The sequence below is a fragment of the Agrobacterium sp. 33MFTa1.1 genome (assembly GCF_004328495.1).
GTDB lineage: Bacteria > Pseudomonadota > Alphaproteobacteria > Rhizobiales > Rhizobiaceae > Agrobacterium > Agrobacterium pusense.
On the sequence record NZ_CP036358.1, the window covers coordinates 2,214,820 to 2,228,624 of the forward strand.

Here is a 13,805-nt window from a genome sequence, read left to right on the forward strand (position 1 = left end):
GTAGATTACCTTTTATGAAAACGTTGATTCGATTGCTGAAATGGCTGGGCTACGCTGCCTTGTGCGGCGTGGTACTTCTGTTGCTTGCAGCCTTTTTCGTCGGTTTTACGCCGATGGGCGCGAGAATAGCCGCAAAGCAGATTTCATCGCTTGTATCGACACCCGATCAGATAATCGAGATTTCTCCGCCCAGCGGGCTTTTGACGGGGCATCTGAGGCTCGACAACGTCACTCTTTCGGATCGGCAGGGCCCTTATGCCCGCGTGAACCAGATCGCCGTCGACTGGTCACCCTTCTCGCTTCTTGCCGGCACCTTCCATGCGGACCGGGTATCGGCGGGGTCGATCGATGTCCAGCGCCAACCGGTTCCGGTGGAGGAAACGATGAGCAAAAGCTCCGGCAGTTCCTCTCTGCCGATTGAAATAGCGATCGACAATTTCAGCTTTCCCGATATTCGTCTCGGCCAGCCCCTTCTCGGCCGCCCCTTTGAACTGACGGCCGAAGGCAACCTCAAGGCCGCCAGCGACGATATCAGACTGTCGCTCACGGCCCACCGGCTGAATGCCCCGGATGCGGCCGTTAACGCCGACATCGCATTTCTTCCCAACGAAAATGTCCTGAAGCTGAAAGCTGAGATGCGGGAGCCTGAGGGCGGACTTCTTGCCACGCTGCTGTCTCTGCCCGGCACACCTGCGGTCGCCATCGACCTTAACGGCGAAGGACCGCTTTCAAACTGGACCGGCAGCATGCGCGGCAACGTCGCTGGTAACCCTGTCGTCAACGTCACCGGCCGGCACCTCCTCGCGGAGGATGGCACCCGCCGCATCGAAGTTGCGGGTGGCGGCCAACCCGATCTGCTTCTGCCGCCCGCCTTCCGGCAGCTTTTTGCCGGTGAGACGAAGCTCGACGCAAACGCCACCCTTTCCCCACAGGGGCGCATCGAAATCGGCAGCAGTACACTGGAAACCGGCACCCTGCTGCTGACGGCCTCCGGCACCATTGATCCGAACGGCCAGAACGACCTTGCCGCCAACCTCATCGGCACAGCCGGGCCCGTCGATTTTCGCTGGCCGCTGAGCGATGGGGAGGTGCAGGCCCTCATCAACGGCCTCGATCTTTCGTTAAAGGGTGGGGCAGACGCCGCACATCTTGACACAACCGTTTCCCTGCGCAGCCTCTCTTTGCCGCAAGGCAGGCTGGACGACGTCAAACTGACGGCGCAAAGCGCTGATCTCAATATCGCTGACCGGAGCGGCACAATCGCCACCGCTCTCTCCGTAGCGCAATCGTCCTTTGTCAGCCCGGATATTGATCGGCTGGTGCGTGCGCCGCTCACCATCAATGCACCGCTCCGCCTGAGCCCATCCGCCATCGGCTTTGACAGCGCGACGCTTGAAAGCGCCAGCGTTGGCGGAACACTGAACGGCAGTTTTGACCTTACCGGCAACCGCCTCACCTCCAGCGTGCAGCTCTTCGCACTGCCCGCTACCCTTCCACCGGCTCTCGCGGAAAAGTTCGACACCACCATCTCCCTCCAGGGTGATATCGACGTGACCATCGGTGGACGCACCAGCGTTGAAAACCTCGTCGTCAAGTCGGGAACGATCGAGGCGACAGGCAATGCCGGCCTCGAAAACGATGCATTGAGCGCCAGCCTGACGGGTAAATTTCTCGCTCTTGAAAAGTTGACGCCACAGGCAAAGGGCGTCGCCGATTTTGCGATCGAGGCCACCGGCGCGCTGGCAGCGCCAGATTTCAACGTGACCCTGACTTCCGAGAGCGCAATCCTTGCCGGACGTACGCTTGAATCGTTGCAAGTCAATGCGACAGGCAAGGCCGATCCCGCCGCTCCTCAGGCGAAACTTACGGCCAGCGGCAGCCTTGACCGACAGAAGATCGATGCCATTGCCGAATTGGTGCAAACCGAAAACGGCACTGCGATTCCCGAGCTGCGCGTGGCGGTAGGCCGGAATATCTTGAACGGACAACTGCAATTCTCGCAGCAGTTTTTGCCATCCGGCAATCTTTCCTTCAACTTTCCCGACCTTGCGCTACTCGCCGCTCTCGCTGCGCAGCAGGCGGATGGCGATATTGCCGGCGACATCGCCCTTAGCAACGCCAATGGCCGGATCGCCGCGACGATCAAAGCCAATGGCAGCAGCATCCGTCAGGGCACGACAACGATCTCCGGGTTGGCAGCCGATATTTCAATAGACGACCTTCAGGCAATCGCCATCAACGGCAAGGTCAACGCCGATACCGTCAATGCCGGCGCGGCTGCGATATCTGACCTGAAAGCCACAATCGGTCATTCCGGCACAACGACGCAGTTCAACGTCAACGCGCGTTACGACAACGCACCGCTGGTGGTGAATGGCAGCGCCGAGACGGGCGGATCGCCCATGACGGTAAGACTCGACGCCTTTTCCGCCGCGCCCAAGGGCATTACCGTGCGCCTTGAAAAACCCACCACCATTGCCATCCAGAACGGTACGGCCCGGATCTCCGATTTGACCATCATCACGGGCGAAGGACGTGTCGAGGTCAACGGCACCGCCGGGTCGACGCTTGATATCAATGCCGATATCCGTTCGCTGCCCGCAAGTCTCGCAAATGCCTTTGCCACCGGACTGGATGCGGCGGGCAGCATCTCCGGCACGGTGAAGGCCAAGGGTGCGGCATCGAACCCTGCGGTCGACTATAATCTCAACTGGGTAAATGCCGAGGTCGCGCAGACGCGCGCGGCGGGTCTCGCCGCCCTCGGCATCAAGGCGAACGGTCAATTTTCCGGTGGCACCCTGCAGATCGACACGAATGTCTCCGGTCAGGGCGGCATGGCGCTTTCAGGCGGCGGCTCGCTCGGTATCGCCGGCAATCGTCCGCTTTCGATGGCGTTTTCCGGCAGACTGCCTTTCTCAGCCGTCGCGGCACAAACAGCAGCGCAGGGCCTCGATGTGAATGGCACCGCCGCCATCGACGTGAAGATTTCCGGCAGCGCTTCCGCACCTGTCATTAGCGGCAGCATCACCACTGATGGCACGCGCCTGACCGACGTGCGCCGAAACCTCACCATTAACGATCTGGGCGCCACCATCACCTTCGACCGTGATCGTGCCGTCATCTCCCGATTGACCGGCAGGCTGGCAGGCGGTGGAACGATCTCGGGAACCGGCAGCGTCGGCATAACCGGTGGTTCGGGTTTCCCTGCCGATATATCGATTACGCTTAATCGCGCCGGTTACAACGACGGCACGCTGGTAACGACAGTGGTGAGCGGCACGCTGACGCTGAAAGGCCCGTTGCTGAGTTCCCCCGTGCTGGGCGGCAACCTGACGCTGGACAGAAGCGCCATCACCATTCCGGAGAAGCTGCCGGCTTCACTGACGGAGATCGACGTCAAGCACAAGAACGCACCACCCAAGGTACGCGCGCAGGCCAAGGCGCTTGGAGCCGATCAGGGCGGAAGCGGGAGCTCGTCCACCATCAATCTCGATCTGCAGGTCAATGCACCGAGCGGTATATTCGTGCGCGGTCGGGGTATCGATGCAGAACTGACCGGCAATCTGACGATCCGTGGCACGGCAGCGGTTCCGGTCATTTCCGGCGGCTTCGAAATGCGTCGGGGCAGGCTTGAAATCCTCACTCGCCGCCTTGATTTCACGACGGGAAATATCAGTTTCGGTGGCGGCCTCGTTCCAGTCCTCGACATGAAGGCGGACTCAACAGTTGGTTCAACGACCATCACCGTATCTGTTTCCGGTACTGCCAACGATCCGACCTTTGCGTTCTCCTCGGCTCCCGCTCTGCCACAGGATGAGGTGATGGCACAGCTGATCTTCGGCCAGTCCATGTCAAAACTATCCGCGCTGCAGATCGCGCGGTTGGCGGATGCCGCCGCTCAACTGGCCGGCGGGCGTTCCACATCGCTGTTCGACAAGCTCAGAAGCAATCTCGGCGTCGATGATCTTGATATTTCGACCGATTCCGAAGGACAGACCCGTGTTTCCGCCGGTAAATACCTGAACGAAAGAACCTATCTGGAGCTGCAGCAAAGCGGCGAATCCGGCGCAAAAGCCATCATCAATCTCGACGTAGGACGCGGTGTGAAGCTGCGCGGGGAAGCGGGCGGCGATGGCGAAGGCGCAGCAGGCATATTTTACGAGAAAGAGTATTGAGATGGTTCGCATTTAGGTTTGCGAAACCATCTCATGCTAGGAATCTTCCATTGAAGACGGAAATATTGTTTCCGGCTGTTCAGGCACCAGGCAGAACGCCAAATTCGCATTGCAAGTGTCGGTGCACTTGCGCCGGCCTCCACAGCGAGCATTGGGAAGAATTCTGATGGCAATGATTAACTCTACCAATTTTGGCGGTGAGACGCTCGAAATCATCGCATTCCGCCTGCATGATCAGGAATTCTGCGTGAAGACGACGACCATTCGCGAAATCCGCGGCTGGGCGCCTTCGACGCCCATTCCCCACGCACCGAAAGACGTCATCGGCGTCATGAACCTGCGCGGCTCTGTTATCCCGATCATCGATCTGGCTCACAAACTCGGCATGAAAAGCACCGTTGCCAATGAGCGCAGTGCAATCGTAGTGGCCGAAGTGCATAACATGGTCATCGGCATGCTGGTGGATCGCGTTTCAGACATTCTGACGATCCCGGCAAACCAGGTCCAGCCGGTTCCCGAAATTTCAGCCTCCTTCGACAAGTCCTATTCCGAAGGGATCATCGCCAACGAACATGGCATGATCTGCTTCCTGAACCTTGCGAAAATGTTCAAGGGCACTGAAGCGGAAGATCTCGCGGCCTGACAAGGTCTGCGCAGGCCTCGCTGAAGAATGATAAGGAACAATCCAGACCGCCGGAGCACCTGCCGGCGGTTTTGTTTTTTCTTTCACGCATTTTATTAAATAAGAACATTTTAATATTATAGATATCTAATATTATCGCCATAGATCAGTACCGCGCCGGTAAGCCTATTACGCGGGCGGATACCTGACCCAGGGCCAACATAGAGAAGTGCCTGCATTGCTGCCTTCGGCGGCAAAACCTGTTCGTTGTTCAACGTGATATGGCGTGGACCGCATCTTCTTTGCGGCTTGCCGCGCCGTGGGCTGACTTTGGGGGACTTGTAATGCTGGGGTTAGGAAAAAGCGCAGACAGTAGAAATATGCTCGATGCGATATCAAGATCGCAGGCGGTCATCGAATTCGATCTCAAAGGTAATATCCTCACCGCAAATAAGAATTTCTGCGCGGCACTGGGTTACGATCTCACCGAGATCGTCGGTAAGCACCACCGCATATTCTGCGACAGCGAGCTTGCCGCGTCTCGCGCCTATCAGGAATTCTGGGACTCTCTCGCCCGGGGCGAGTTTCAGGCCAGGGAATTCCGCCGTATCCGCAAGGACGGCTCGGTGATCTGGATCGAGGCCTCCTACAACCCGGTTTTCCGTTCGGGCAAGCCCTATAAAGTGGTCAAGATCGCAACAGATATCACCGCAAAAAAGATCACGGCCGCGGAAGATGCGGGCAAACTGGAGGCGCTCTCCCGCTCGCAAGCCACCATTGAGTTCTTTCCTGACGGTACGATCATCACCGCCAATCCAAACTTCTGCGCTGCGGTGAACTATGACCTCAAGGAAATCGAGGGCAGGCACCACCGCATGTTCTGTGATCCTGCCTATGCCGCCTCGCCCGCCTATGCAAATTTCTGGCAACGACTGGCATCAGGCGAATTCATCTCGGACGAGTTTGTCCGCTACGGGAAGAACGGCAAGGAAATATGGATCCAGGCCGCCTATAATCCGGTTGTCGATGAAACCGGTAAAGTGGTGAAGGTGGTGAAATTTGCCACCGACGTCACACCGCGCATGAGCGCCATTCGCATGCTTGCAGATGCCCTGCGGGCGCTGGCCGAAGGCGACCTTGTACAACGCCTCGACAACAGCTTCGTGCCCAGCATGGAAAAACTGCGGGCAGATTTCAACGAGGTCGTCGCCAAGCTGCAGGCCACGATGCAGACGATCGCGCATAATGCCTCGACAATCGCATCCGGATCCGGCGAAATCCGCATCGCCGCCGATCAGCTCTCGCAACGCACCGAACAGCAAGCCGCCTCACTGGAGGAGACCGCTGCGGCGCTGGAGGAGATCACCACCACCGTAACCGATGCAAGCCACCGCGCAGGTGAGGCCGGTAAACTGGTGCTGCGGACAAGAGAACATGCCGAGCATTCCGGCGACATCGTTCAGCAGGCAATTTCCGCCATGGATGCGATTTCGAGGTCCTCGGGCGAGATCACCAATATCATTGGCGTTATAGACGACATCGCTTTCCAGACCAATCTCTTGGCCCTCAATGCGGGCGTTGAAGCAGCGCGCGCCGGGGAAGCGGGCAAGGGGTTCGCCGTCGTCGCACAGGAGGTCCGGGAACTCGCACAGCGATCCGCCGTTGCCGCCAAGGAGATCAAATCCCTCATCAACACCTCTCGCGAGCAGGTCTCCAACGGCGTGGATCTGGTGGGCAGAACCGGCGACGCCCTGCGGGACATCCAGTCGCAGATGGGCGAGATCGACACTAATGTCTCGGCCATCGTTGAAGCATCCCGCGAACAGGCGAACGGTCTCAGGGAGATCAATCAGGCCGTCAACGTTATGGATCAGGCCACCCAGAAAAACGCTGCGATGGTAGAAGAAACCACCGCCGCCAGCCACGGGCTCGCTACAGAAGCGGAAAATCTGCATGAATTGCTGCGGCAGTTCAGAGTCGCGCACGACGCGTCACCCGCACGCCCCGTCGACAAGCCAGCCGTCCTCACCAGGCTGCCGGTGCCGCAACCGCGATATGCTGCTTTACCAAGGTCTCATGGAAACGCAGCAGCCGAATGGGCGGAGTTCTAAGGGTCTCTTTGAAGTCTGAAGGCCGTCGGTAGCGGCGGCCTCTACGTCATAAAATGATACGATCCGCCCTGGTGAAGATCTCAAAATCTTCACCCCGCACGAGTGCGACAAGGGTGATACCCGAGCTTTCAGCGGTTTCGATGGCGAGCGCGGTGGGCGCGGAAATCGCCGCCAGAATGGGACTGCCAAGGATGGCGGTCTTTTGGACCATTTCTACCGACAGGCGGCTGGTCACAACCACAATGCCAGCATTCGGCGGCAGGCCTGCATTGACAACTGCACCTGCAAGCTTGTCGAGCGCATTATGGCGACCGACGTCTTCACGAACAGCAAGCAGCCCCTTTTGAGGATTGTAGAAACCCGCGCCGTGAACCGCTCTCGTTTCGCGATTAAGGCTTTGCGCTTCATTCAGTGCTTTCATCGCAGCAACAATATCATCCCCGTAGACGGAGAGTTCAGAGCCGCTCAGGACCGGGACCACTCGGACCGCCTGTTCTATCGATTCGATGCCACAAAGACCGCAGCCGACAGGGCCTGCCATATGCCGCCGTCTCGCCCTGAGCGCATCCGCATTGGCATCCTGCAAATCCACCTGAACGTCGAAGCCCTGCCCCGCCTCGATCACCTCGATTGACCGGATTTCCGCCCGTGTGGATATGATGCCTTCCGTCAGACTAAATCCGACTGCAAAATCGACAAGATCTGCGGGGCTGGCCATCAGCACGGCATGGGTGCTGCCACCATAGGAAAAAGCAACCGGCACTTCCTCGGGCACCGCTCTATCGCCCTCGATCAGGGTCCCTGACCGCAACGCGGTTCTCGCGACCCCTCTGTAGCTCGCTTTTGCCGACACGCCGATCACTCCTCCATCACCAAATCTGCTTCGTGTTGCGCACCCGAGCAGCATTTCTTCGGGATATCACATCTAACCGAAAGCTCTGAAAATCGGAATCGGTTTCCGAGGCTGCCCGGTTGAAACGCAATCGTTGAAGCGCGCCTTTGCTAGACTCATGTTCCGTAGACGAATAATTGATGCACCGGTCAACGTGATTTTGAAGCTTATGTGGGCAGGCTGAGGAGGACGAAGGCAATCGTACTCGCTGACCCGTTAAGCAGCAGGTCAAAACAAAAAAGCGACCGAGACGGCCGCTTTCTGGTTCGGATTTTTTGTGGGCAGTCATTCTTTCGAACCCGCCCGGTGCTTTCAAGCAGCGACGAGAACCTCATGCAGGTTCGTCAGTTCGTAAAGGTGCTTTTCAAGCTTCGTCAGATGCTCGTGGTGATGATTGCCTTCTTCGATTTCGGCCTTGGCCGCATCGATGCGACGCTGCAACGTGTCGGGAGACATGTCATCGGCCGAAACAGCGGATTCGGCAAGAAGCGTGCAGCCCGTCGGGAGAATATCGGCGAAGCCACCGAAGACGACATATTTATGCGTTTCACCAGAAGCGAACTTCACCGTTACCAGACCCGGCTTGATCGTGGTCATCGTCGGCGCATGGTTGGCCAGAACGGTCATTTCACCCAGCGTGGCCGGGATGACGACTTCCGTAACCGTTTCGGAAACGAGCAGACGCTCCGGGGAAACGAGATCGAATTTGAAACTGTCAGCCATGGCTATTCACTTCTTTTCAATTACGCGGGCGTCACGGACTTGTCTGTTACAACGCCGACAAAGCCTTATCGGTTTCGCCACCATTGTCGGCAAGGCGCGCGGCTGAACCACGCGCCCGCCAATTCATGATCAGGCAGCTTCGGCAGCCAGCTTCTTGGCCTTTTCAATGGCTTCTTCCATCGAACCGACCATGTAGAAGGCAGCTTCCGGCAGGCTGTCATATTCACCATTGACCAGGCCCTTGAAGCCCTTGATCGTATCTTCGAGCGCAACGAGCTTGCCCGGCGAACCGGTGAAGACTTCGGCAACGAAGAACGGCTGCGACAGGAAGCGCTCGATCTTACGGGCGCGGGCAACCGTCAGCTTGTCTTCTTCCGACAGTTCGTCCATGCCGAGGATGGCGATGATGTCCTGAAGAGCCTTGTAGCGCTGAAGGGTCGACTGAACCTTACGAGCCACTTCATAGTGTTCTTCGCCGACGATCATCGGATCGAGCATGCGCGAGGTGGAGTCGAGCGGGTCAACGGCCGGGTAGATGCCCTTTTCAGCGATCGAGCGCGACAGAACCGTCGTGGCGTCCAGGTGGGCGAACGAGGTAGCAGGAGCCGGGTCGGTCAAGTCGTCGGCGGGGACGTAAATGGCCTGAACCGAGGTGATCGAACCCTTGGTCGTGGTGGTGATGCGTTCCTGCATCTGGCCCATGTCGGTTGCCAGCGTCGGCTGATAACCCACGGCCGAAGGAATACGGCCGAGCAGAGCCGACACTTCCGAACCAGCCTGAGTGAAGCGGAAGATGTTGTCCACGAAGAACAGAACGTCCTGGCCTTCGTCGCGGAAGTTTTCAGCGATCGTCAGACCGGTCAGAGCGACGCGAGCGCGGGCGCCCGGCGGTTCGTTCATCTGGCCGTAAACCAGCGCAGCCTTGGAGCCTTCGCCGCCACCGAGCTTGTTGACGTTCGATTCGATCATTTCGTGGTAGAGGTCGTTACCTTCACGGGTACGCTCACCAACGCCGGCGAATACCGAGTAACCACCGTGTGCCTTGGCAACGTTGTTGATGAGTTCCATGATGAGAACGGTCTTGCCAACGCCGGCGCCGCCGAACAGGCCGATCTTACCACCCTTGGCGTAAGGAGCCAGAAGGTCGACGACCTTGATGCCGGTGACGAGGATCTGTGCTTCGGTCGACTGTTCGACGTAAGCAGGAGCGTCCTGGTGGATGGCGCGCTTGGAAGCGGTCACGATCGGACCAGCTTCGTCAACCGGCTCGCCGATGACGTTCATGATACGGCCGAGCGTTTCCGGACCAACCGGAACGGAGATCGGAGCGCCGGTGTTCGAAACGCTCTGACCGCGAACCAGACCTTCGGTCGAGTCCATGGCGATCGTGCGAACGACGTTTTCACCGAGGTGCTGCGCGACTTCCAGAACCAGGCGGTTGCCGTTGTTCTCGGTTTCGAGCGCGTTCAGGATCGGAGGCAGTTCGCCTTCGAACGCCACGTCGACAACAGCGCCGATAACCTGGGTAACCTTGCCCGCGCCGTTCACCGCTGCGGTTTTCTTGGGGGTAGCTGCCTTAGCCATTATCCTTACCCTCTTTCCTTACCTCAGAGCGCTTCCGCGCCCGAAATGATTTCAATGAGTTCCTTGGTGATCTGAGCCTGACGCTGACGGTTGTAGGACAGCGTCAGCTTGTTGATCATCTCACCGGCATTGCGCGTTGCGTTATCCATCGCGCTCATCTTGGCGCCCATTTCACCGGCAACGTTTTCGAGCAGAGCCCGGAAAACCTGAACCGAAATGTTGCGCGGAATAAGGTCTTCCAGAATAGAAGCCGCATCCGGCTCATATTCATAGACAGCGTTCTGCGTTGCTGCATCCTCTTCCACAACAGGCGTTGCGGCCGGAATGAGCTGCAGGCCGGTCGGGATCTGGCTGATGACGGACTTGAATTCCGAATAGATCAGCGTGCAGACATCGAACTCACCGGCGTTGAAGAGCGAGATCACCTTCTTCGCGATCTGGTCGGCATTTTCGAAACCAACCTTCTTCACGTCGCGCAGCTCGATGCGCTCGATGATGTTGGCTGCAAATTCGCGACGCAGGGCGTCGTAACCCTTCTTGCCGACCGTGATGATCTTGACCGTCTTGCCTTCCGAAATCAGCTTGCGGGCGTGATCGCGGGCAAAACGGGCGATTTGCGAGTTGAAACCGCCGCAAAGACCACGCTCAGCCGTGCAGACGACGAGCAGATGCACGTCGTTCTTGCCGGTGCCGGTCATCAGCGCCGGAGCAACGTCCGCCTCGACCGCATTCGCGATGTTGGCAAGAACGGCGCTCATGCGCTGAGAATAAGGCCGGGCGGCCTCCGCAGCTTCCTGGGCGCGCCGAAGCTTCGCCGCGGCGACCATTTTCATCGCCTTGGTAATCTTCTGCGTCGCCTTTACGGAGGCAATGCGGTTTTTCAGATCCTTTAGTGAAGGCATCCGTTATCCGTCCGAGTAAAAGAGCCCTGATTTAAGAGAAAGACTTGGCGAAACTATCAAGAGCGCCCTTGAGCTTGCCCTTGGTATCGTCGCTGATAGCCTTTTCCGTGCGGATGGTGTCGAGGATCGCCTTGCCTTCCGACCGGAGGTAGGAGAGCAGACCCTGCTCGAACTTGCCGACCTGTGCGACCGGAACCTTGTCGAGGTAACCGTTGACGCCGGCGAAGATCACCGCAACCTGTTCTTCCGTCTTGAGCGGCGAGAACTGCGGCTGCTTCAGAAGTTCGGTCAGGCGTGCACCGCGGTTCAGCAGGCGCTGCGTCGAGGCATCGAGGTCCGAACCGAACTGGGCGAAGGCGGCCATTTCGCGATACTGGGCGAGTTCACCCTTGATCGAGCCGGCAACCTGCTTCATCGCCTTGATCTGGGCGGCAGAGCCAACGCGCGAAACCGACAGACCGACGTTAACAGCCGGACGGATACCCTGATAGAACAGGTCGGTTTCAAGGAAGATCTGGCCGTCGGTGATCGAGATCACGTTGGTCGGAATAAAGGCCGAAACGTCGTTACCCTGGGTTTCGATGACAGGCAGAGCTGTCAGCGAGCCGGCGCCCATTTCGTCGGAGAGCTTTGCAGCGCGCTCGAGAAGACGGGAGTGGAGGTAGAAAACGTCGCCCGGATAAGCTTCGCGGCCCGGAGGACGGCGCAGCAGAAGCGACATCTGACGGTAAGCAACGGCCTGCTTGGAAAGATCGTCGTAACCGATGAGGGCGTGCTTGCCGTTGTCGCGGAAGTATTCGCCCATGGCGCAACCGGCAAACGGTGCCAGGTACTGCATCGGAGCCGGATCGGAAGCGGTCGCAGCAACGATGATCGAGTACTGTAGCGCGCCGCGCTCTTCCAGAACCTTCACGAACTGGGCAACGGTCGAACGCTTCTGACCGATAGCGACGTAGACGCAATAAAGCTTGTCGCCGTCAGGACCATTGTCGTGAATGGCCTTCTGGTTCAGGATCGTGTCGAGAATGATTGCGGTTTTGCCGGTCTGGCGGTCGCCGATGACAAGCTCGCGCTGGCCGCGACCAACCGGGATGAGCGCATCGATGGCCTTGAGGCCGGTCGACATCGGCTCGTGAACCGACTTGCGCGGAATGATGCCGGGAGCCTTGACGTCAACGCGCGAACGCTTGGCGGCGTTGATCGGGCCCTTGCCGTCGATCGGGTTGCCGAGCGCGTCAACGACGCGGCCCAGCAGTTCCGGACCAACGGGAACGTCAACGATAGCGCCAGTCCGCTTTACGGTGTCGCCTTCCTTGATGTCACGGTCGGAACCGAAGATAACCACACCGACATTGTCGGCTTCGAGGTTGAGCGCCATGCCGCGGATGCCGCCCGGAAACTCGACCATTTCACCAGCCTGAACATTGTCGAGACCGTAAACGCGAGCAATACCGTCACCGACGGAAAGCACCTGGCCGACTTCCGAGACTTCCGCCTCGTTGCCGAAATTTTTGATTTGATCTTTCAGAATTGCGGAAATTTCCGCGGCGCGGATATCCATCAGCCAACCTCTTTCAGTGCAAGCTTAAGGGTGGAAAGTTTGGTGCGAAGAGACGTATCGATCTGGCGGGAGCCGACCTTGACGATCAGACCACCGAGGATCGAGGGATCGACGGTAACGGAAACCGCCACATCCTTGCCGGTAACGCTCTTCAGCGCCGCCTTCAGTTCAGTTTCCTGCGCCTCGTCGAGCGCATGTGCCGAGGTGACCTCGGCGGTAATTTCGCCGCGATGGGCGGCAGCAATGGTGCGGTAGGCGCGGATCATGCCGGGAACGGCGAAGAGACGGCGGTTATTCGCAACAACCTTGAGGAAATTCAGCGCAAGACCGGTGATGCCGGCCTTTTCGCAAATAGCGGTGATTGCCTTGAACTGGTCCTCGGCGGAGAACACCGGACTCGCAACCAGACGCTTCAAATCGTCACTTTCGTCGAGAAGTGCGCCAAACTTGTCCAGTTCGGCCTGAACCGCTTCGACCGTACCCGCTTCCAAAGCAAGCTCGAAAAGCGACGACGCATACCTTTCCGCTACACCGGATGTTCCCTGGGAGGTCTCTGCCACGGGCACTTTTTCCCTGCTAATCGTCCAAGACCATCAGCGATGGGGCTCCACCGCATCAAATTCTTGAAATCGTTTCAATTTCCCCGAAAAAGACCGGAATTCCCCCCTGCCTTTTCCCAATTTCGCGGTCCGTCTAGCATAGGATGCCGGGACTCGCAACACGCGTAATAGCGGAAAGCGCCGTTTGGGCAAGGGGGAATGCGTTAAATTTTCCGATTTCGCTCAGGATGCGGTGCCTGTGCGGCACAAAAGGCAAAAACCCGGCTTCACACCAGCCCGAACACGTAGCTCAACGAGAGTGCGGCGAGCAGAAAGTGCACAACCAGAAGTAAGAGATTCCGCATGGTTGCGCCACCATCCGAGAGGATGGAGAGTATCCCGCCGAAGACGCTGAGGCCGAATGCCGCACCGAAGGCGAGATAGACCATGGGCTGGGCGAGAAGCAGGGCGGCGGCGCCGAGGCCCAGATAAAAGCCGGCAAGCGACGAGCGCACCAGCGCATAGCCATCCCGACGTTCGCCGGCGGGCAGCAGACCGAAAGCGCGAAGCGTCAAGCCGGGTGCGAACATGAAAAACAGCCCGATGATGGCTGATACCACCGCCGCGCCGAAGGCCAATTGTTCGCCGAACTCGGTCGGAAAATAAAACTCCATATCGTTCCCCAAATCATTCTGT

General features: G+C 58.4%; 10 protein-coding genes. 3 read left to right on the forward strand and 7 right to left on the reverse strand.

Going from position 1 to position 13,805, the window contains the following annotated elements; genetic code table 11:
* The first annotated feature begins 14 nt into the window (after positions 1–14).
* From EYD00_RS11165 to EYD00_RS11175, 3 genes are all read left to right on the forward strand, one after another.
* Positions 15–4,175 carry a translocation/assembly module TamB domain-containing protein gene (locus tag EYD00_RS11165; RefSeq protein WP_034500095.1) on the forward strand — a complete coding sequence of 1,387 codons (4,161 nt, stop codon included), beginning with the start codon at positions 15–17 and terminating at the stop codon, positions 4,173–4,175.
* Positions 4,176–4,341: 166 nt separating this feature from the next.
* Positions 4,342–4,818 (forward strand): chemotaxis protein CheW, encoded by a 477-nt coding sequence (locus EYD00_RS11170; protein WP_003504949.1) that lies wholly within the window; start codon positions 4,342–4,344, stop codon positions 4,816–4,818.
* 323 nt (positions 4,819–5,141) lie between these two features.
* The gene (locus EYD00_RS11175; RefSeq protein ID WP_004443763.1) at positions 5,142–6,908 is read left to right on the forward strand and encodes a methyl-accepting chemotaxis protein; all 1,767 of its coding nucleotides are present in this window, start codon (positions 5,142–5,144) and stop codon (positions 6,906–6,908) included.
* A 46-nt stretch (positions 6,909–6,954) separates the two neighbouring features.
* Here the strand turns inward: EYD00_RS11175 and fdhD are convergent, their stop codons facing one another.
* From fdhD to EYD00_RS11210, 7 genes are all read right to left on the reverse strand, one after another.
* On the reverse strand, positions 6,955–7,770 hold the full coding sequence (gene fdhD, locus EYD00_RS11180) for a formate dehydrogenase accessory sulfurtransferase FdhD (protein WP_081859602.1): 816 nt from the start codon (positions 7,768–7,770) through the stop codon (positions 6,955–6,957).
* Between the two features lie 342 nt (positions 7,771–8,112).
* A complete protein-coding gene (locus EYD00_RS11185; RefSeq protein WP_004443766.1) occupies positions 8,113–8,523 on the reverse strand; it encodes a F0F1 ATP synthase subunit epsilon in 411 nt (136 codons plus the stop codon).
* 129 nt (positions 8,524–8,652) lie between these two features.
* Positions 8,653–10,107 carry a F0F1 ATP synthase subunit beta gene (atpD, locus tag EYD00_RS11190; RefSeq protein WP_004443768.1) on the reverse strand — a complete coding sequence of 485 codons (1,455 nt, stop codon included), beginning with the start codon at positions 10,105–10,107 and terminating at the stop codon, positions 8,653–8,655.
* A 23-nt stretch (positions 10,108–10,130) separates the two neighbouring features.
* Positions 10,131–11,009: a F0F1 ATP synthase subunit gamma gene (locus EYD00_RS11195; protein ID WP_004443770.1), complete on the reverse strand. Its 879-nt coding sequence runs from the start codon at positions 11,007–11,009 to the stop codon at positions 10,131–10,133.
* Between the two features lie 31 nt (positions 11,010–11,040).
* Positions 11,041–12,570, reverse strand: coding sequence for a F0F1 ATP synthase subunit alpha (atpA, locus tag EYD00_RS11200; RefSeq protein ID WP_004443771.1), 1,530 nt, complete (start codon positions 12,568–12,570; stop codon positions 11,041–11,043).
* Positions 12,570–13,136 carry a F0F1 ATP synthase subunit delta gene (locus EYD00_RS11205; protein WP_004443773.1) on the reverse strand — a complete coding sequence of 189 codons (567 nt, stop codon included), beginning with the start codon at positions 13,134–13,136 and terminating at the stop codon, positions 12,570–12,572. Before EYD00_RS11205 ends, atpA begins: the two co-directional genes overlap by 1 nt.
* A 260-nt stretch (positions 13,137–13,396) precedes the next feature.
* Positions 13,397–13,783, reverse strand: a complete 387-nt coding sequence (locus tag EYD00_RS11210; RefSeq protein ID WP_004443775.1) for an AGROH133_08824 family phage infection protein — start codon at positions 13,781–13,783, stop codon at positions 13,397–13,399.
* Positions 13,784–13,805 lie beyond the last annotated feature (22 nt).

Coding starts and splice junctions, on each gene's coding strand:
- EYD00_RS11165 (WP_034500095.1), top strand. CDS start 15: ATGAAAACGTTGATTCGATTGCTGAAATGGCTGGGCTACGCTGCCTTG.
- EYD00_RS11170 (WP_003504949.1), top strand. CDS start 4,342: ATGGCAATGATTAACTCTACCAATTTTGGCGGTGAGACGCTCGAAATC.
- EYD00_RS11175 (WP_004443763.1), top strand. CDS start 5,142: ATGCTGGGGTTAGGAAAAAGCGCAGACAGTAGAAATATGCTCGATGCG.
- EYD00_RS11185 (WP_004443766.1), bottom strand. CDS start 8,523: ATGGCTGACAGTTTCAAATTCGATCTCGTTTCCCCGGAGCGTCTGCTC.
- atpD (WP_004443768.1), bottom strand. CDS start 10,107: ATGGCTAAGGCAGCTACCCCCAAGAAAACCGCAGCGGTGAACGGCGCG.
- EYD00_RS11195 (WP_004443770.1), bottom strand. CDS start 11,009: ATGCCTTCACTAAAGGATCTGAAAAACCGCATTGCCTCCGTAAAGGCG.
- atpA (WP_004443771.1), bottom strand. CDS start 12,570: ATGGATATCCGCGCCGCGGAAATTTCCGCAATTCTGAAAGATCAAATC.
- EYD00_RS11210 (WP_004443775.1), bottom strand. CDS start 13,783: ATGGAGTTTTATTTTCCGACCGAGTTCGGCGAACAATTGGCCTTCGGC.